Source organism: Pelatocladus sp., assembly GCF_059505505.1.
The window spans coordinates 12,071-32,261 of sequence record NZ_JCACKS010000255.1 but is presented as its reverse complement, the minus strand read 5'-3'; the positions used below and the strand labels follow the sequence as shown (position 1 = coordinate 32,261).

Annotated in this window: 12 protein-coding genes and 1 pseudogene; 4 read left to right on the top strand and 9 right to left on the bottom strand. The window is 42.1% G+C overall.

The window, feature by feature from the left end; all coding sequences use genetic code 11:
- Positions 1-66: 66 nt before the first annotated feature.
- Positions 67-3,861: a tetratricopeptide repeat protein gene (locus tag AC5JMK_RS26730; protein ID WP_495911368.1), complete on the bottom strand. Its 3,795-nt coding sequence runs from the start codon at positions 3,859-3,861 to the stop codon at positions 67-69.
- Positions 3,862-4,164: 303 nt separating this feature from the next.
- Here AC5JMK_RS26730 and AC5JMK_RS26725 point away from each other — a divergent pair, with 303 nt between their 5' ends.
- The gene (locus tag AC5JMK_RS26725; protein WP_495911367.1) at positions 4,165-4,527 is read left to right on the top strand and encodes a hypothetical protein; all 363 of its coding nucleotides are present in this window, start codon (positions 4,165-4,167) and stop codon (positions 4,525-4,527) included.
- Here AC5JMK_RS26725 and AC5JMK_RS26720 read toward each other — a convergent pair.
- Both AC5JMK_RS26720 and AC5JMK_RS26715 read right to left on the bottom strand, forming a co-directional pair.
- Positions 4,493-5,398, bottom strand: coding sequence for a phosphotransferase family protein (locus AC5JMK_RS26720; protein ID WP_495911366.1), 906 nt, complete (start codon positions 5,396-5,398; stop codon positions 4,493-4,495). The two genes, AC5JMK_RS26725 and AC5JMK_RS26720, sit on opposite strands and share 35 nt — an antisense overlap.
- A 366-nt stretch (positions 5,399-5,764) precedes the next feature.
- The gene (locus tag AC5JMK_RS26715) at positions 5,765-6,469 is read right to left on the bottom strand and encodes a hypothetical protein (RefSeq protein WP_096678015.1); all 705 of its coding nucleotides are present in this window, start codon (positions 6,467-6,469) and stop codon (positions 5,765-5,767) included.
- A 388-nt stretch (positions 6,470-6,857) separates the two neighbouring features.
- Here AC5JMK_RS26715 and dnaX point away from each other — a divergent pair, with 388 nt between their 5' ends.
- Complete coding sequence (gene dnaX, locus AC5JMK_RS26710; protein ID WP_495911369.1) at positions 6,858-9,305, top strand: DNA polymerase III subunit gamma/tau; 2,448 nt, start codon at positions 6,858-6,860, stop codon at positions 9,303-9,305.
- 46 nt (positions 9,306-9,351) lie between these two features.
- On the opposite strand, the pseudogene AC5JMK_RS26705 reads toward dnaX, so the two are convergent.
- Positions 9,352-9,471 (bottom strand): annotated as a pseudogene (locus AC5JMK_RS26705) (carbohydrate porin); the annotation flags it as partial.
- A 174-nt stretch (positions 9,472-9,645) separates the two neighbouring features.
- Here AC5JMK_RS26705 and AC5JMK_RS26700 point away from each other — a divergent pair.
- The gene (locus AC5JMK_RS26700; RefSeq protein WP_096678016.1) at positions 9,646-10,485 is read left to right on the top strand and encodes an SPFH domain-containing protein; all 840 of its coding nucleotides are present in this window, start codon (positions 9,646-9,648) and stop codon (positions 10,483-10,485) included.
- Positions 10,486-10,667: 182 nt separating this feature from the next.
- Here the strand turns inward: AC5JMK_RS26700 and folP are convergent, their stop codons facing one another.
- The 4 genes from folP to psaA form a co-directional block, all read right to left on the bottom strand.
- Positions 10,668-11,513 carry a dihydropteroate synthase gene (folP, locus tag AC5JMK_RS26695; protein ID WP_096678017.1) on the bottom strand — a complete coding sequence of 282 codons (846 nt, stop codon included), beginning with the start codon at positions 11,511-11,513 and terminating at the stop codon, positions 10,668-10,670.
- Between the two features lie 43 nt (positions 11,514-11,556).
- Entirely contained in the window at positions 11,557-12,249 is a 693-nt protein-coding gene (gene tpiA, locus AC5JMK_RS26690; protein WP_495911365.1) for a triose-phosphate isomerase, read from the bottom strand.
- A gap of 189 nt (positions 12,250-12,438) precedes the next feature.
- Positions 12,439-14,664, bottom strand: coding sequence for a photosystem I core protein PsaB (gene psaB / locus AC5JMK_RS26685; protein ID WP_096678019.1), 2,226 nt, complete (start codon positions 14,662-14,664; stop codon positions 12,439-12,441).
- A gap of 178 nt (positions 14,665-14,842) precedes the next feature.
- A complete protein-coding gene (gene psaA, locus AC5JMK_RS26680) occupies positions 14,843-17,101 on the bottom strand; it encodes a photosystem I core protein PsaA (RefSeq protein ID WP_096678020.1) in 2,259 nt (752 codons plus the stop codon).
- Positions 17,102-17,677: 576 nt separating this feature from the next.
- On the opposite strand from psaA, the gene AC5JMK_RS26675 reads away from it, so the two are divergent.
- On the top strand, positions 17,678-19,117 hold the full coding sequence (locus tag AC5JMK_RS26675; RefSeq protein WP_495911364.1) for a hypothetical protein: 1,440 nt from the start codon (positions 17,678-17,680) through the stop codon (positions 19,115-19,117).
- A gap of 79 nt (positions 19,118-19,196) precedes the next feature.
- Here AC5JMK_RS26675 and AC5JMK_RS26670 read toward each other — a convergent pair whose 3' ends face one another.
- Positions 19,197-20,114 carry a glutaminase gene (locus tag AC5JMK_RS26670; RefSeq protein ID WP_096678022.1) on the bottom strand — a complete coding sequence of 306 codons (918 nt, stop codon included), beginning with the start codon at positions 20,112-20,114 and terminating at the stop codon, positions 19,197-19,199.
- Between the last annotated feature and the right edge of the window lie 77 nt (positions 20,115-20,191).

Sequence of the window (20,191 nt, the reverse complement as noted above, 5' to 3'; positions counted from 1 at the left end):
CCCGTAGCAACATCAGTTTAGAATCCCCCGTGTTTCAACCGGGGGAGATGTCAACCCAAGTCCAATTTACCCTGTAATCTTAAATCCTGCCCAATAATAGGGATGATGATAAATTTTTGTCTCTGGTGTCATTTGACTAGTTCTGTATAGTTCCGATGCTAGATGTGTTTTAATTCTTAATCCCTCTGAAGGCATTTTTTCTAACAATTGTTCATACCATTGTGTGAGTTCAGAAGCAGTTAATTCCTTCAGCCATAGTATTGTTTCTGCCAAAGCGATCGCAGGTGATTTATTTTGCTTGATTCGTTGATAAAACTCTATGCTCACCAAAGTGCTAGCTGGAGATTCTACATTCCAGAGATTAGTGACTATGTGAGGAATTCCCAAATTCAGCAAACCAGTAGCTAAACCAGTATATTCAGTAGTAATAGTTTGGGAATTAGCACAAGTGGTTTCGATATTGCAGAAGGTAAGAAGTTTGTAGTTTGCTAATTGATTGATATCAAGTTCTGCAAGAGTGACTTTCGCTTGATTGGCTAATACTAATTCTGATGCATATGGTTGACTATAATTCTCAATTATTTGTCCCATAAAATGAAATATATTGTAATCCTTGAGTAGGCAATTTTTTACATACTCTTTAGTTGCTCGTGCTTCTGGAATACATTGAAAATTAGCAAATATTTGACTTATTACTTCAGTTTCAACCTTGGCAAATTTTTGTTTTGAGGAACCTGTAGCTTGCTCAACACATAACATCTGTTTTTCATCTGTTTTTTCTATAGAGTTTACTTTGAGAGATAAACCCATCTGTGCGCTTGAGAGATAATTTATTGTGAAATGAGATGACATGTGTTGTGATTCTTCATCACCAAGATAATCTAGATAAAAAAGTGCATGAAGAGGTAATTTGTGCAAGTCACGGTGAGGGATCAAAATTAATTGATTGATGTCTTCTAGTTCTTGGACAATCGCAGAAATATTAAGTATTTTTTTGAGTTGTAGCAGCTTACGTTCAATGTCTAAGTCCCAGGAATACTTGTTTCTGTTTTGTTCTTCTTCACTGAAACTGAAATATTCTTGATATTGTTGATGCCATTGTTCTATCCAATCTTCAAATGCACTCAAACGTGCAACTGCTTCAGGTACAGGTAAATCATTAATTGAGGCAAAGTTGAGTACAGGTGTAAAAATGGGAATTGGTTCAGGCGATTTATATTTAATTACAAAAGTGCGTAATGTACATGGGCTAATATGCCAGTAAATAATTGCCGTTTTGGGATTAAGTAATTGGTGAATTTCCGTGTAATGGGGTGAGGTAATTTGCTTAGACAAATCAGAAAATAGCCAGGTAAAACAAGCATTTTTGCCATATTCGGCAATTTCCCAACCTTGTGCTAATTCCCCAAATTGTATGGCTATATCAACTGCTAATTGTCCTAAACCCACAAATCTTAAAGCCAGTTGTTTTTTGTCTGCATCGCCGCGAGTAGGTTCATTTAACAGACTTTGCAACAAATAAATACCATGTTGTTGGTATTGGTGTGCTTGTTTTGTTTCTCCTAAAACTACTAAGGTTTTGATGAGATTTTGCAGAGTCTCTAAATGCAACAGAGGAAAGACTTCATCTGTGAGGGTAATCAGTGCATTTTCGTAAGCAGCAGCAGCTTCTAGCCAATAATTACGGGGTAGAGGATGTCTTTTACCGCGATCATAGTGAGCATTACCGATCGCCAGATATAATCTACCCCAGCCTTCAGGATGAGTATTTGGATTAACATATCTCAACCCTTCCTGATAACTTGCCAATTTTCCTTCATACCCACGTTCGTTGAGGACATGATTATCAGTCGCGATGCTACTATAAACATTAGATTGCCATTCCAGCATAATTGCATTTCCAGCAGCACTACCTCGACCTAGCCAAGCTTCCCAGTAGTCTGGTTGAATTTGTAAAGCGCTATCATAAGAAACAATCGCTTCTTCAAATTGTCCTAAATAAAATTGGGCTAAACCCCGATTGTACCAAGCAAGGTAAAAATCGTTTTGTATTTCTATGGCTTTGTTGTAGGATGAGATCGCTTCTTGGCGGTGTCCCAAATTGTCCAAGGCTACACCCCGGTTAAACCAGGTTAAATAAAAATCAGGATTAATAGCTATAGCTTTGTCCCAGGAAGCGATCGCTTCTTGCCATTTTCCTAGATTTGCTAAGATTACGCCTCGATCAATCCAAGCTTCGTGGAAGTTGGGTTGAATTTGTGTAGATCGATCATAGGCTGCGATCGCTGCTTCAATCTGGCCTAATTTTTCCTTGACACCAGCCAATCCATACCAAGCTTGATAACATTCAGGGTTGATTTGAATTGCTTGATGATAATTCGCGATCGCATCTTCCCAGTTACCGATGTTAAATAGTGCTACGCCTCGCTTATACCAAGCCAAATCAAATTCAGGATAATATTCAATGGCTTGATCATAGCAGGCGATCGCATCATAATTTTGTCCGGCTTCTGCTAATGCAGTTCCCTGGAAATACCAGCTTTCTGGATCTTGGGGTTGCATTTGTAATGAAGCATCAAAACTAGCAATTGCTTCGGGTAAATTTCCTAGTTTTAACTGTAACAAGCCTCGTGCAGACCAAGCTTCTTGGTAGTCACTTTTCAATTTTAAAGCTTCATCAAATGAGGTGATCGCTTCGGTAAAATTTCCTAACTCACTTAAAGCTGCACCTCTGTTATACCAGCCTTTGTAAAAATCAGCTTTAATCCCAATCGCTTGATCATAAGAGGCGATCGCTTCGGTAAAATTTCCTAAATAAAATAGTGTTAAACCCCGGTTAAACCAATATTCATAAGCATCAGGATTTAATTCTAAGCTTTTATTATAGTATTTCAGCGCTCCTGCCAAGTCACCTATTTTAGCTTGTTGCAGACCTTCGTAAAACCATGCTTCTGCTTGGACACTATTTCCATTAGCTTCATCGCTGAGGGCCTCAATAATCGCATGAGTGTCGTTGGTTTGAATTCCCAATCCCACAGCTAATTGTTGTACTAAATTAGTACTCTGCTCTAACCTCACTAATAAATCATCCAGTGAAGTGTCTACTATTGGCGATGAATTTTTCCAAGATTCATCTAGCACTGTGGGTACGAGACTTTCTCTGATCCAAGTTTCTTCTTCATAGTCTTGCCAAACAGTATCCTCTTTTACTATCTTCAAAGGCGGAACAAAATTAATCAGTGTTTTACTTGCTACATTATCTTCTTCATATTCCCACAAAAGTTCTCCAAGATTGCGTATCAAATCTATCCCTGGTGTTTCCGGAACAAGTGTAGATATAGTGTTTTCCTCGTCTTGATTTGGTAGATTTGAGGTTAATTCTAGTTGTGGTAAGGGAATAGGCGTAGGTACTGGGTCTGGAATTTCAAGTTCTTCTGCATCAGTTTGCCAATATTGTCCGCCTAGATTGCGTGTTAACAGGCGTATACCAATATCGTAGGCAAGGTCTCCGATCATTCCAATCTTCAACTCACCTAATTGCACCATCCTTTCTGCTATGTGATTATTTGGTGCAGGTGAGGTGAGTAATTTCTCGCCAAAATTTAACAGCCACTCTATCCAGCGATCTGTACTGATTCGGTGTTCCATCCGTTGCAGATATTTGATCGCCCAGTGCTGTCCTCGCGCCTGATACACGCCTTCCAGCAGTTGGGTAAACAAAAATTCCAGATCCGCGTTTGTCAGTTCTGGTAGCTGCTGTACAACCTGATATCCTGCCATAGCTTTGCTACCAGCAGTCTGCTTTCTGCCATAGGGGGACTTCCATAATTTTTTAACCCACTGTAATAGCCACTTGAGCATTTCGGAAACTCTTAGGTGATTTTCATATAGATTTTAGCGATCGATGTTTGAAAAAACTCATCAATTACGTAAAAACCCGTTAGATTTTCTACAGAGAAAAATCGTATAAATGTAACTAAAATATCTAACTAATTCTACAGTAAGATACTGGTCTAAAATTTATAGCTATTCCCTCAGTAAAGGTCAAGTCCATAGTATACATAATTGTCAATGAGTAACTTGTCTTGAAAATAGGGATTGGGGATTAACTTAGTAGCTTTGAGGATTTGGGGTTGGCGATCGCCTTTTGAATTCCCCCAAGGGGTGAACGCATTTGCTATTTCGGCGAACGCATTTGTTATTTCGGTGAACGCATTTGCTATTTCGGCGAACGCATTTGTTACTTCGGCGAACGCATTTGTTATTTCGGCGAACGCATTTGTTATTTCGGCGAACGCATTTGCTATTTCGGCGAACGCATTTGCTATTTCGGTGAACGCATTTGCTATTTCGGCGAACGCATTTGTTATTTCGGCGAACGCATTTGTTATTTCGGTGAACGCATTTGCTATTTCGGCGAACGCATTTGCTATTTCGGCGAACGCATTTGTTATTTCGGCGAACGCATTTGTTATTTCGGTGAACGCATTTGTTATTTCGGTGAACGCAATGTCGAGATTTCTATGAGTGGTTGAATGTCTGTTGCCAAACCAATATGTGCTAGCAATAGGGAAGTATCGTTATACTTGAGACCATAATTAGCCCACTGAAGCTCTAAAGTCCCCGCCCAGAATCGCGCTCGGTCGATAACATCTCTTAGCATGGGATAATCTTTTTCCATTTGCCACACAATACTCTCTCCATAATGGCTGAGTTGAACAGCAATATCACAAGCCGGATCACCAAAGCCAGCAACACCAAAATCGATCACACCACTAATATTTTCTGATACAGGGTCAAACAAAACGTGATACACTGCCAAATCACCATTAATGAGTACAGGTGTGTAGTTAAAGTCGAGTTCACCCGACACCACAGGCGCAAATAATTCGTGTATCCAAGTTTTCTGATGACGCCAAAGATGGGGAAAGAGATTTTCTTGAACTTGTTCGTACAGTTGTAACCAATCTTGGCGCGATCGCACAGTACTAGAGGTGGATATCTCAGCCTCTACTAAAATTTCTGTCGGGATACTGTGTAACTGATAGTGAAATGTAGCGAGTTGTGAAATAATACGCGATCGCACAGTATCATTTAACTTTAATAGGGTGTTGCGAGAAAGCGGTTCACCCGGAATATATGAGTAGCTAACAAAACCTGCTTCTAGTTGAAATTGGGGAACAGGTAAATCTACGTAGCGTTTGACGATTTCTAATAATTTTGCTTCCTGAACAAGAATCTCTTTTCCCCAATCTTCTTTAGCAAAGCGACAAACAAGCTCGTGATTGACTATTACTACATCATTAACCATTCCATCTTGATTAAAATCTAGATGTTCAAAGTCAAGATTGGGATAAGCAGCACGAATTTTGTCCAGGTAGTACACAGGTATTTTCACAGTGGCTCCAACAATATTTAGTAACAAACAACAAAATAGTTTCGGACTTTTTGTCCGACTGAAGCGAATCCAATAATTTGTGTGTTTGTTGCTTTAACGTACCACTTTGATTTAAATCCTATTTATCAGTTATCAGTTATCAATACATTACAAAATTTTACAAGGTATCAGCAATTGTTTCAAAAACTTTGACATTTTCCCTGGGAATATTTTAGTATTTATGTACTATAAAATTTAACTAAAAATATCAATCTAGCTATTGAGCGATCATTATGAACTGCGTACACAAGATGTATGAAATAAGTTTTTCCGCTTCTGTGTCTCCAACTACAGTATTTAAACTGCGCCCACCAGGAGCGCAATAATTTATCCTTGTTCTGTTGTTGATTGATTAGCAGCATGAAATTGATCAATCAAAGCTTGGATAATCGTTTGCGGATCTTCAGTCTCAATTCCCAATTGTTGAGCAATCATCTCACGTAAGTTATCATCCTGCTGCATAAGAATCAGCAATTCATCCAGGGTTACGGTTTGAAATTCTCCTTCAGGGAGATTTTGTACTTCATCTGCTGCTTGGAAGACTTGATCGGTTGGGAAATTTTCTACACCAGTATCTACTGCTGAGGTAAAGGTTCCTATTTGGACATCTGGGCCTTCATATTCCCATACTGGTTCTCCTTGATTACGTGCCAATAATTGCATCCCAATATTATGAGCAGCATCTCCCACTTCTCCAACTTCTAATTCCCCTAATTGCACCATCCGAGCAGCTAATTCAGTATTAGGAGAAGGTGATGCTAGCAATTTTTCACCAAAGCGATGCAACCACTCTATCCAACGTTCTGTTGAGACACGATGCTCAATGTTATGTAGCCACTTCAGCGCCCAGTGTTGTCCTCTGGCTTGATTTACTCCTTCTAACAATTCGGTGAACAGAAATTCTAAATCTGTATCACTTAGGGGTGGAGGTGGTTCTTTTAAATGATTACTCCCAAATGCTGCTGGAGCCTTTTGGTTGCCCAATAAGCGTTGAAAAAACCTTTTTAACCATTGAATGAGCCGTTTGAGCATCTCCGGCACCCCCTGAGTTTTGTTTACCCTAAGATTGTAGCGATGTCTATGACCAGTCGCTACGCATTTGAATGGGCATTGGGAACAGACTTGTTAAATAATTCTCCCTTGTCTTCTCACACTCCCTTGTCCCCCTTCCGTAGACCTCTTGCAAAAATATTTTTACCCCACCCTAACCCTCCCCGTTTACGGGGAGGGAACTAAATCTTCCCTCCGTTCACGGGGGGATTGAGGGGGGTTCATTCGACTTTTGCAAGAGGTCTCGTTTCCTGATCCCCGATTCCCGATGCTCTTTCCCCACTCTTAAAAATTCCCTTGTTTAGCTAAAATGATTGAATCCCAAACTCGACTGGGTGCGACTCCCAAAACAGAAAAGGCATTGCCATCTATGTCTTACGAACCTCTGCACCATAAGTACCGCCCAAAGAGTTTTGCTGAACTAGTGGGACAAGAAGCGATCGCTACCACTCTCACTAATGCTATTCGTGCATCCAAAATTGCACCAGCCTATTTATTCACAGGGCCAAGAGGTACAGGTAAAACCTCTAGCGCCCGCATTTTAGCTAAATCACTCAATTGTCTTAAAAGTGACAAACCGACAGCTGAACCCTGTGGTGTGTGTGATGTTTGTCAGGGAATCACCAAGGGTTATTCTTTAGATGTAATTGAAATAGATGCTGCCAGCAATACAGGCGTAGACAACATCAGAGAGATGATCGAAAGGGCGCAATTTGCCCCTGTTCAATGTCGATATAAAGTGTATGTGGTCGATGAGTGTCTGACAGGTGATTCTTTGGTATTAACTGATAAGGGATTGATCAGAATTGATAATCCCAAAATTAAAGATAAAAAAGTACTCAGTTATAACGACTCTACAGGACAATGGGAGTATAAAAAAGTTACTCGCTGGCTAGATCGGGGTGAACGTCAAACCTTAGTTATTAAGACAACTAGCTGCGAAATCAAATGCACTGGCAATCATCTAATTAGGACAGATAGGGGATGGATAGCAGCAAAAGACGTAAAAGAAGGAATGAGGATACTGTCCCCTGCGAATGCGGATGTGCTACTCCCATTTACAAATTTGGGACAGATGGAGATGGACGCATCCGGCGATTTGTTAGTGGACACCAATTTAAAGGTAATACCTACGGGCAAAAAACATATAACCCTTCAATGGACTACAAGTTTGGAAACGGTCGAATCTGTCAGCCTCGCTGGGGTTGAGCAAGTTTATGATATTGAAGTAGCAGACAATCACAACTTTGTTGCTAATGGGCTACTGGTGCATAATTGTCATATGCTCAGTACCGCCGCATTCAATGCGCTACTTAAAACTCTAGAAGAACCACCTAAACATGTAGTCTTTGTCCTCGCAACAACAGATCCGCAAAGGGTACTACCGACAATTATTTCCCGGTGTCAACGGTTTGACTTTCGTCGGATACCCCTAGAAGCAATGGTGCAGCACTTAAATATGATTGCTACCAAAGAAAACATTAATATTAATTGGGAAGCGATTACGCTTGTGGCTCAAATTGCTCAGGGAGGATTGCGGGATGCTGAAAGCTTACTCGACCAACTAAGTTTATTGTCAGGGGAAGTCACGCCGGATCGAGTTTGGGATTTGGTAGGTTCAGTAAGTGAAAAGGACTTGCTCACACTTTTGAGTGCGATCGCCAAAGACAATCCCGAAGCAGTTCTAGATTGTACTCGTCAAATTCTAGATCGTGGTCGAGAACCTCTGATTGTTCTCCAAAATCTGGCTGCTTTTTATCGCGATTTACTCATAGCCAAAACAGCACCCAACCGTCAAAACTTGGTTGCTTGTACTCCTCAAACTTGGCAAGCTCTTGTTAATTCTGCTCAAAATTTAGATACCAGCACAATTTTACAAGGACAACAACACCTGAGAACTGCTGAGGTGCAACTAAAAAACACCACCCAACCACGCTTGTGGTTAGAAGTCACATTACTGGGATTGCTACCTTCAGCAACTATTATTAGCGCTCAACCAGCAACAACAAGCCGTGTAGCACCCACAGTATCACCAACTCCTTTTATCCCGCCTTCCCCAGTCTCTAACGGTAAGGTGACACAGGGACACGCAGAAACGACAACGCACGGACACTCTAACACGACTACGACACGACAACACGACGCAGACACAGGGAATTTAGATAAAACACTCCCTGCGTTTTCTTCCCCCACTCCCAGCACACCGCCCACCTCCCCATCTTCCACTGAAGAATCATTGGAAGGAACTTGGCAAAAAATAGTGGAATATTTGCCAATACCTGCCAAAGCACTCTTGAATCAGCACGGACGCTTATTAAGTATCGGCGATGGTGTTGCTGTTGTAGGTGTACCACCAAAGCTGATGAAACTTGCTCAAGGTAAATTAGCCGATGTGGAAGCCGCTTTTGTAAAAGTTTTTCAGCAAAAATATAAGGTGAGCTTGGTTCCAAACCAGGTAAAAACTTCACCTAGTAATGGAAAAAAAGATTTTCCTCAAAATAATACTCCTCAAGCTCATCAGCCCTCTCTACCTAGTTACAATCAACCACAATCACCTGTAGCTGAAAATCATCAACCAGTAAAACCACTTATTACAAAAACAGAATCGTCAACAAATCCTGCTGCGGCGCAAAGTTTGCCCACACCACAACATCAGATGTCAGCAGCCAATTGGGAAAGTGATGAAGGAGCGATCGCTGCCCAACGTCTGGCACAATTTTTTGATGGAGCAATTATTCGCTTTGCAGATGATGTAGTAGAAGTTACCGACTCTAACGCTACCTCAGATTGGGAAAACGAGGCAGAAGATGAATTGTGAGGCACATCCCCACCGCACAGGCGGATGGGGAATTCCGCCGAATTAGTTAAAAAGTAAAGGTAGTACGGAGTACACCAACAGTTGTTGTGTCGTTTCTGCTGTCGCTTTCGGGGTTAAACAACACAAATGCCCCAGGAGTAATGCTAATTTTATCACTTACTTTAAAAATGACTAACCTGCGGAATGTGGGTTCTAGAGGTCTTGCCTGAAGACACTGCTTGTGATATTAACTTACACATTCAACTATATTCAAACTATAAACACATAAAAATTAGGACAGAGTAGAATTAAGTCCTTAAAGTAAAAAGTAAATTACCTCAAAGCTTAATCAGGAGCATGTATGGAACCAATTATTGCTATAGTTTTAGTCCTTATAGGCTATGCTTTAGGATCTGCAAAACTAATTAATGAAGGAAATGAGGCTCTGGTGGAGCGTTTGGGTAAGTATCATCGCAAACTTAACCCAGGGCTAAACTTTATTATTCCCTTGCTAGATCAAATAGTGATGGAAGATACAAGAAGAGAACAAATCTTAGACATCAAGCCTCAAAATATTATCAGTAAAGATAATATCTCTGTAGAAATTGATGCAGTAGTTTACTGGCATATTCAAGATATCAGGAGAAGTTATTACGAGATAGAAGACTTGCAAGCCGCCCTGACACAATTGTCTACAACCACTATTAGAGAAATCCTTGCTCAACACACCTTGGAAGAAACCAATGTCTCACGCAGTGATATGGATAGAGCCATACTAGATGCTTTAAATGCAATTACACCAAAATGGGGAGTAGAAGTTATTCGTGTAGATATTCAAAGTATTACCTTACCCGAAAGTGTACGGAAGTCGATGGAAGAGCAGCGAGCTGCTGAAATTAAAAGTCGTGCTGCTATTTTAGAAGCAGAAGGAGAACGGCAAGCCGCAGTTAAAAAAGCAGAAGGAACTAAGAGATCGATGGAAATCATTTCGGAAGCCTTACGTACTAATTCTGAGAGTAAGGATATCTTGCGGTATCTTGTAGCACAAGATTATATCAATGCCAGCTACAGACTAGGTGAAAGTGAAAATGCTAAAGTCGTGTTTGTAGATCCTGGCAAATCGGCTGATATGATGGATTTGATCTCAGAGACAGTATCTCAAGAAGCTAATAACAAGAAATCAGAGAATGGTTCTTTATAAGGAAGGCTGGCTGAAAACCCGCCCCAAACAGCAACGCAATTGCAATTTTTGTGGCTAGTGACAAGGGTACAAAGTCGGAGCCGTAGTTTTTTCTTAATTAGGTTTTACTCCCAAATCCTAAACTGTTCCCTGTTAGAGTTCTGTTTTGAAAAACTCCAGTTCTCAACTTGGACGAGGTTTAATTACGACTGTCGAAAAATTGCATCTGCAACTAAGCAAACATCATGCATTTGTTTGACATCGTGAACTCGCAGGATATCGGCTCCCGTAAAGATTGCAGCACAACACGCCGCAGCCGTTCCCCAGACACGAGCTTTTGGGTCTGGTTGGTCTAAAACGCGACCAATAAAACTTTTACGCGATGGCCCTACTAAAATAGGGCAATTGAGCTTTCTTAGTTCTGGTAGGCGGCGAAAGATTTCTAAATTTTGCTCGTAGTTCTTGGCAAAACCGATACCAGGATCAATGATTATTTGCGTTTGATTAATACCCGCAGCTATTGCTGCTGCAATTCGTTCTGATAAAAAATTACAAATTTCACTCATCAAATCTTGATAATCAGTCATTTTTTGCATATCTTGTGGGTTTCCACGGGTATGCATTAATATAATAGGCACATCTAACTTTGCTACAGACGATAACATTTCTGGATCAAATATACCTCCAGAAATGTCATTAACGATATCTGCACCTGCTTTTACCGCAGCGATCGCTACTTCTGAGCGTGTAGTATCTATAGAAACAGGGATGTAAATTTTTGACCTTAATACCTGCAATATAGGTAAAACACGGTTAAGTTCTTCAGCAGTTGAAATTTGCTCTGCTCCTGGTCGGGTTGATTGACCACCAATATCAATAATATCTGCTCCTGCGGCTTGGAGTGCTTGCGCCTGTGTCAAAGCAGTAGCGATCGCATTAAATTCACCACCATCACTAAAACTGTCGGGGGTGACATTTAAAACGCCCATTAAATAAGTTCGCCGTCCCCACTCAAAATAGCGATCGCGAATAATTAAGTTGCTTGTCATTTCCACAGAGTAGGTGGGCAACGCCCACCACACTAGTTGTAATTCACTTATAATTTACAATCCGGGCAAAACTTGCAGGTTCTAAACTTGCTCCTCCCACCAACACACCATCAATTTCTGGTTGTATCATAATTTCATCAATATTATTCGGTTTAACTGAACCGCCATATTGAATTGGGACATCAGGATTTTTTAATTGCTTGCGAATGACGCTGATGACACGATTGGCTTCACTGGTTTCACAGGTATCACCAGTACCAATTGCCCAAATCGGTTCGTAAGCAATCACTAAATTTGTCTGATCAACATTCACTAGACCTTTTTCTAACTGCCTGATAATGAGCGATTCTGTTTCCCCAGCATCTCGTTGTTGCTTTGTTTCGCCTACACATAAAATCGGGGTCAAATCATTCTTTTGAGCAGCTTTAAGGCGTAAATTGACGGTTTCATCCGTTTCCCCAAAATACTGCCGTCGTTCACTATGACCGACAATTACATAGCGTATTCCTACTTCTTGTAACATCGGTCCGGAAATTTCACCCGTATAGGCACCACTTTCTTCCCAATGGACATTTTGCGCCCCCAGTTGTATACGGCTACCATGCAAACTCTTGGATAAAAGATTTAAATCAGTGAAGGGGACGCATAATACCACTTCTCTGCCTTGGGGAGTTTCTTCTAAGGCAGGCAGAAATCCTTGTAAAAACTCTTGAGACTCTGCCTGAGTTTTGTACATTTTCCAGTTTCCGGCAATTACTATTTTCCGCACAGGTGATTTCGTCAAGCTCAAAACTATACATAATGCAATCTTCACTCTAGAACATTTTGGGTAACAAAGACTCTAGTTAGTTTTATTATCTAAACAAAATCCCCCACCTTTCGGCAGGGGATTTTAATTGCTTATCTATCAAAACTAGTAGTCGAATTAACCGAACTTACCAGCCGTCGAGGCAATCAGGAATGCTGCGTAGGTAAGGACGTAGCCCACAGCGAAGTGAGTTAAACCAACCAAACGAGCTTGAACGATCGACAAAGCAACAGGCTTGTCTTTCCAGCGAACCAGGTTCGCAATTGGAGTACGTTCGTGGGCCCAAACAAGAGTTTCGATCAACTCTTGCCAGTAACCTCTCCAGGAGATGAGGAACATGAAACCAGTTGCCCAAACTAGGTGTCCGAAGAGGAACATCCAAGCCCAAACAGATAGGTTGTTCATGCCGTATGGGTTGTAACCGTTAATTAACTGAGCGGAGTTAGCCCACAGATAATCACGGAACCAGCCCATTAAATAAGTAGAAGATTCGTTGAACTGAGCAACGTTTCCTTGCCAAATACCTAGATGCTTCCAGTGCCAGTAGAATGTCACCCAACCTACTGTGTTTAATGCCCAGAAAGTAGCTAGGTAGAAGGAGTCCCAACCGGAGATGTCGCAAGTACCGCCACGACCAGGACCGTCACAAGGGAAGGCATAACCAAAGTCCTTTTTATCGGGCATCAGCTTAGATCCACGAGCATCCAAAGCACCTTTAACTAATATCAGTACTGTGGTGTGGATCGCCAGAGCAAAGGCATGATGTACTAGGAAGTCACCAGGGCCAATTGTTAGGAACAAAGAATTAGTGCCAGAATTGATTGCATCCAGCCAGCCTGATAACCAAACGTTACCGTAGTTGGGATAAGCTGTGTAAGCAACGCTATCTGGGTTGGACAACAGAACGTTGAGTCCGTACAGCGCTTTACCGTGAGAAGCTTGGATAAATTGAGCAAACACAGGCTCAATCAATATTTGTTTTTCAGGTGTGCCAAAAGCAACTACTACGTCGTTGTGAACATACAGACCCAAGGTGTGGAAGCCCAAGAATAGGGATACCCAGCTGAGGTGAGAGATGATCGCTTCTTTGTGCTTCAGTACACGTTCAAGTACATTGCCCTTGTTTTGTTCGGGATCGTAGTCACGTACCCAGAAGATGGCACCGTGAGCGAAAGCACCGAGCATCAAGAATATAGCAATGTACTGGTGGTGAGTGTACAGCGCTGCCTGAGTTGTGTAGTCCCTAGCAATAAATGCGTAAGGAGGCAGAGAGTACATGTGTTGCGCTACCAAGGAGGTGATTACACCCAAGCAAGCCAGGTGCCAACCTAACTGGAAGTGCAGAGAATTGTTGTAAGTTTCGTAAATGCCTTGGTGAGGCATGTTGAAGGGGCCTTCAACGGGCTTACCGAAGAAGGTTTTGGCATCCATCATTTCTTTGATGCTGTGACCGATGCCAAAGTTGGTTCGGTACATGTGACCAGCAACAATAAACAGAACTGCGATCGCCAAGTGGTGGTGAGCCATATCAGTCAACCACAGCGATTCAGTTTGGGGATGGAAGCCACCCAAGAAAGTTAGAATCGCAGTACCAGCGCCTTGGGAAGTACCAAACACATGGCTAGCGGTGTCAGGGTTTTCCGCGTAAACACCCCAGTTACCAGTGAAGAAGGGCTGCAAGCCTGCTGGGTGAGGTAAGGTACTGAGGAAGTTATCCCAGCCTACGTGCTGTCCGCGAGATTCAGGGATCGCAACGTGGACTAAGTGACCAGTCCAAGCTAATGAACTTACACCAAATAGACCTGCCAAGTGGTGGTTAAGACGAGACTCAGCCATCTTAAACCAAGCTAGGCTAGGACGGAATTTGGGTTGTAAGTGCAGCCAACCAGCAAACAAGAACACAGATGCTAACACCAGCAGGAAGATGGAACCCACGTACAGGTCGCCATTTGTCCGCATACCGATGGTGTACCACCAGTGGTAAACACCAGAGTATGCAATATTTACTGGGTTGCTAGCACCACCTTGAGTAAAAGCTTCGATCGCTGGTTTACCAAAGTGGGGGTCCCAAATCGCGTGAGCAATAGGACGGATATGAAGAGGGTCTGTAATCCACTGTTCAAAGTTACCTTGCCAGGCCACGTGGAATAAGAGGCTGGAAGCCCACAGGAAAATGATTGCCAGATGACCGAAGTGAGTAGCGAAAATCTTTTGGTAAAGATTTTCTTCGGTCATGCCATCATGGCTTTCAAAATCATTTCCCATAGCCATCGCATACCAGATCCGACGTGTAGTCGGATCTTGTGCGAGATCCTGGCTAAATTTTGGAAATTTTGTTGCCATAGCTTTTGATAAGTCCTCTGACTTTTAGCCATCACGTATCAGCTTTGTTAGTTGTTAGTTGTTAGTTGTTAGATACTTAGTATTTAGTTGCCAGTTGTTAAAGGAATTATCAACTATTAACAAATAACCAAGTTTTACTAACTCCCAACTACTAACGACTAACTCTTCTGGCTGATTGCTAACCTACTGAAAGAATGTGTGCGTGGAAGAATGCCCAGGTTGTGGCAATTCCTCCTAATAGGTAGTGAGCGACACCAACAGCCCGACCTTGAATAATACTCAGAGCGCGGGGTTGAATTGCAGGTGCTACTTTCAGTTTATTATGCGCCCAAACAATGGACTCAATTAGTTCTTGCCAGTAGCCACGACCACTGAACAGGAACATTAAGCTGAATGCCCAAATGAAGTGTGCGCCCAAGAACATCAATCCGTAAGCAGACAGTGCGCTGCCATAGGAGTTGATGACTTGTGTAGCTTGCGCCCACAAGAAGTCACGCAACCAGCCATTGATGGTAATGGCACTCTGGGCGAAGTTGCCACCAGTGATGTGAGACACGTTACCAGCTGCGTCTACTGTTCCCCAAACGTCAGACTGCATTTTCCAGCTAAAGTGGAAAATTACAATCGAGATGGAGTTATACATCCAGAACAAACCAAGGAAGACATGATCCCAACCAGATACTTGGCAGGTGCCGCCACGGCCAGGGCCATCGCAAGGGAAGCGGAAGCCTAAGTTTGCCTTGTCTGGAATTAGACGAGAACTGCGGGCAAACAATACGCCCTTGAGCAGAATGAGGACTGTAACGTGGATGGTGAAGGCGTGAATGTGGTGAACCAAGAAGTCGGCTGTACCCAAAGCAATGGGCATCATTGCGATTTTTCCGCCTACAGCCACGATACCGCCGCCAAAGGCATAACTAACAGGTTGAAGCGCGTTGGGTGCGGTTGCACCAGGAGCTAGAGTGTGCAGGTTTTGCACCCACTGAGCAAATACGGGCTGCAACTGAATTGCAGTATCAGAGAACATGTCTTGGGGACGTCCCAAGGCACGCATTGTGTCGTTGTGAATGTAGAGTCCAAAGCTATGGAAGCCAAGGAATATACATACCCAGTTCAAGTGAGAGATGATTGCATCTCTGTGGCGAATTACCCGATCCAAAACGTTGTTTTGGTTCACTACTGGGTCGTAATCGCGCACCATGAAGATGGCGGCGTGTGCGGCACCACCAACAATCAAGAAGCCGCCAATCCACATGTGGTGAGTGAATATGCACAGCTGGGTGGCATAATCTGTCGCCAAGTACGGATACGGAGGCATCGCGTACATGTGGTGCGCCACGATGATTGTCAGCGAACCCAAGAAGGCAAGGTTAGTTCCTAATTGAGCATGCCAAGAGGTGATCATATTTTCATAGAGACCCTTGTGACCTTCACCGGTGAAGGGACCTTTGTGGTTTTCTAGGATCTCTTTGAGGCTGTGACCGATACCCCAGTTAGTACGATATTGATGACCAGCAATGATGAACAGTACCGCGATCGCCAAGTGGTGATGGGCAATATCTGTCATCCACAAGCCGCCTGTAACTGGGTTCAAACCTCCCTTGAAGGTGAGGAAATCTGAATATACACCCCAATTCAAGGTGAAGAATGGTGCCAGACCCTTAGCAAAACTGGGATACAGATCTATCAAGTTCGCTGAGTTCAGAATGAACTCGTGGGGCAAGGGTATATCCTTGACAGCGACTCCTGCATCTAACAGCTTGTTGATGGGGGCGGATACGTGGATCAAGTGTCCTGCCCAGCCCAAGGAACCACAACCTAGCAGTACTTGCAAGTGGTGATTCAGCATGGACTCAGCATTCTGGAACCATTCCAACTTGGGAGCGCGCTTGTGGTAGTGGAACCAGCCAGCAAACAAGAGTAAGCCTGCTAATACCAGACCACCTATAGCAGTGCAGTACAGTTGGAACGAGTTGGTAATACCCCAACCACGCCAAATTTGGAACAAGCCAGAAGTAATTTGAATACCGTGGAAGCCGCCGCCGACATCCCCGTTCAAAATATCTTGACCAACGATTGGCCAAACGACTTGAGCACTAGGTTTGACGTTGAGAGGGTCGCTTAACCAAGCTTCATAATTGGAAAAACGAGCGCCGTGGAAAATCATCCCGCTCAGCCACAAAGTCACTACGGCTAAGTGACCGAAGTGGGCTGCGAAGATCTTGCGGGAAATGTCTTCTAAATCGCTTGTATGTGTATCAAAATCGTGGGCGAGTGCGTGCAGGTTCCAAATCCATGTGGTGGTTTTGGGACCTTTGGCTAGAGATCTGTCGAAGTGTCCTGGTTTAGCCCAACGATCAAATGAAGTGGGTACCGGGTCATTATCGACTATTACTCTTGCCTTTTTTTCCTCTCGCTCCGGAGGACTTATTGTCATTCGACCTCCTCTCTTAAAAAGGACTGAGGAATCATGGTTACCACAGGGCGGCCTTCTTGGCTTTTGTAAACCTTAGTCGCATTCTCCATTAATTTTCTGGATCAGCGATGAAGACTTTAATGTGGAGAGTGGTTTCTGTTGAATTATAAAGTCTTCTCTTGCACATTGTTGGAGACATTTTAACAATAATTCAAAATCCTTAGAGTAATTGCATAATCTGCCTTCTGAGTTCAAAGCACTTGTCAAAAAGTCAATAGTTTCTCCATATATTTTACAAAGGGAAACAATTCGCAAAAATTATAGTTAAATTTTGAGTAGTATAGTCTATCTTTTAATTACAACATTATTGCCAAATCAGGCTATTTCTGTTAGAGGCACTACTAAATGATAGTTAAATTACTATTAAGAAAAATAGTGATATTTATTTCATAAGATTAACTTATGCCGACATACGTAAATTAATATTTAAATTTTTGTTGCAAGAGATAATACAGATTTCATCTTTATGGCTCATGTTTTTGAGTGGATAGTTTGAGCAAAAATAATCTGTCAGTTGTTAATGAGTAACTAAAAAACATGAATTCGTGGCGGACGACGGCTATAACTCTCCTAAAATCGCTCATCACTTTTGTACTTGTGTTGAGTTTGACGAGTTGTGGTGAAAAAGCTGTTAGCCAAGAACCATTTGGTAACTTGCAACCAAACTCCCAAATTTCAACAAAGCAATTCTCAGAAGTTGCGCCACCGACTGTAGTCCAAGAACTACGAAATACTACTGACTTATACAGACCGCAGGTATCAATTATTTCGCCTAAATCAGATGAAATCCTTCCAGATAATACAGTCACAGTCAGTTTTCAAATCAAAGATCTTCCGATTTATAAAGATCCAAAATTCAATTTAGGGCCTCATCTGGAAGTAATTCTGGACAACAAACCTGCTATATCAATTTATGACCTAAATCAACCCCTAGTTTTATCTGACTTACCTCCAGGTACTCATACTCTACGTGTTTTTGCGTCACGTCCTTGGCGTGAAAGCTACAAGAATGAAGGTGCTTACACCCAAACAACATTTCATGTTTTCACAAAGAGTGATAGTAATAACCCTAATCCAGCATTACCCTTGTTAACTTACAACAGTCCTGATGGTAACTATGGGGCAGAACCAATTTTACTGGACTTTTATTTAACCAATGCGCCCTTACATCTACTAGCTAAAGACAATCCCGACAATTTATTTGCAGATTGGCGTATTCGTTGCACAATTAATGGTGAAAGCTTTGTTCTTGATAGCTGGCAAGCTGTTTACCTCAAAGGCTTTAAACCAGGTAAAAACTGGGTGAAGCTAGAGTTTCTTGATAGCCAAGGTAACACTGTCAAAAATGAATTCAACAGCACAGTCAGATTGATCACCTACGAGCCAAAAGGAAAAGACACTCTTTCTCAAATTTTCAGAGGACAACTCTCAGCAGATCAAGTTCGCACAATTGTAGATCCAAACTACACATACACAGTAAAAACACCAACTGCTGAACCTACACCAGAAATATTACCTGAACAAGAAAATCTTGTTGTTCCTGAATCTGAACCGACAACTACCCCTAGAGTCACACCTAGCGTTGAAACTACACCAGAACCACAACCTCAACAAGAAAAACAACCTGTTCCGGAAACACAACCGACGCCAAGTGTCACACCGACTGTTGAATCGACACCAGAAATAGCACCCAAACAAGAAAAACCTATTCTGAAAACAGAACCGACACACACCCCTAGCATCACACCTACTGTTGAAACTACACCAGAACCTATTCTAGAAACACAATCCCAGAAACCAAGATTTGGTGGCTTTTTTAAACGTCGTGCAACTAAAGTACCCACTCCACAACCAACTGTGGAACCATATCCAGAAGTGAATACACCCACATTACCAGAGATAATTATTGAGTCGCCAGTATTAGAATCATCAGAACAGGAAGATCAGGAAACTCCAACCTCTGTAGAAAACGATTAAGCAATAGTTTGTAGTAAGTGCTTTAGCACTTCTAAAATTTAAGTACTAAAGTCCTTACTATAAACACATAGCTTTTTGATTAAACAGTAAAAATACTTAACTGTAAATGCTGGGATAAAGCCTGAACTAATGCGATCGCACCCACGGGATTACCTGCACTATCTAACGGAGGACTATAACAAGCGATCGCACCTTCACTTGGCACTACTGCTAAAAGTGTACCGCTAATCCCGGATTTCATCGGCAGACCAATTTTTACGGCATATTGAAAAGAAGCTTCGTACAGTCCACAGGTTAACATCAGGGCGTTGACAATCTGACGATGTTGGGGTGATATTAATTCACTTGCACAAGCTAAGAGTTTTCCTATATTTGCTAAGTCTATGACTGTCCCAGATAAACAGCATATTTGCTCATATGTGTCAAGAGCAATTGCTGGATTATTTACATAACCAGCCTCGGCTAAATAGCAGGTAATATCTTGGTTAGTTTGAGAACCTGTGGAACGTACCGATGCGAGTGTGATTTCATCCAACTTAAGTTGACAACCTGCGATTTGGTTTAGCCATTGACAAAATTTTTGAGTGCGATCGCTGGCGTTGTTTCCTGGTAGTTTATCAGCAAGAGTAATTGCTCCACTGTTAATCATCGGGTTGCGAGGATGTCCACCATCAGCAACTAGTTGTTCTATAGAATTAAAAGCATCAAGGGATGGTTCAACCCCAACCCAGCTAAAAACGGTTTCACTTCCCAAACATTCCAATAGATACAATAACGAAAACGGCTTGATAGCACTCATTAAGGGAAAAATACAAACCGTATCGCCAGCACTGATACTTTCTCCTGATACACAACAAATGTGAACAGCAAACCAATTGGAATTAGCTACAGCTAACTGGGGAATGCGCTCAACAACTTGTCCTTGAGATGCTTGGATTTTGGCTTGCTGTATACAAGTTAATAATTTAATATCAGTTAATTTTACAAGTCTTTTCAACGGTGAAACAACGCTCACAAATTTTATTATTAACTATACTCTAAATGGCTAAAAACTGGACTTTTTAAATGTCTGAA

Coding starts and splice junctions, on each gene's coding strand:
- AC5JMK_RS26730 (WP_495911368.1), bottom strand. CDS start 3,861: ATGCTCAAGTGGCTATTACAGTGGGTTAAAAAATTATGGAAGTCCCCC.
- AC5JMK_RS26715 (WP_096678015.1), bottom strand. CDS start 6,469: ATGCTCAAACGGCTCATTCAATGGTTAAAAAGGTTTTTTCAACGCTTA.
- dnaX (WP_495911369.1), top strand. CDS start 6,858: ATGTCTTACGAACCTCTGCACCATAAGTACCGCCCAAAGAGTTTTGCT.
- AC5JMK_RS26700 (WP_096678016.1), top strand. CDS start 9,646: ATGGAACCAATTATTGCTATAGTTTTAGTCCTTATAGGCTATGCTTTA.
- folP (WP_096678017.1), bottom strand. CDS start 11,513: ATGACAAGCAACTTAATTATTCGCGATCGCTATTTTGAGTGGGGACGG.
- tpiA (WP_495911365.1), bottom strand. CDS start 12,249: ATGTACAAAACTCAGGCAGAGTCTCAAGAGTTTTTACAAGGATTTCTG.
- psaB (WP_096678019.1), bottom strand. CDS start 14,664: ATGGCAACAAAATTTCCAAAATTTAGCCAGGATCTCGCACAAGATCCG.
- psaA (WP_096678020.1), bottom strand. CDS start 17,101: ATGACAATAAGTCCTCCGGAGCGAGAGGAAAAAAAGGCAAGAGTAATA.
- AC5JMK_RS26675 (WP_495911364.1), top strand. CDS start 17,678: ATGAATTCGTGGCGGACGACGGCTATAACTCTCCTAAAATCGCTCATC.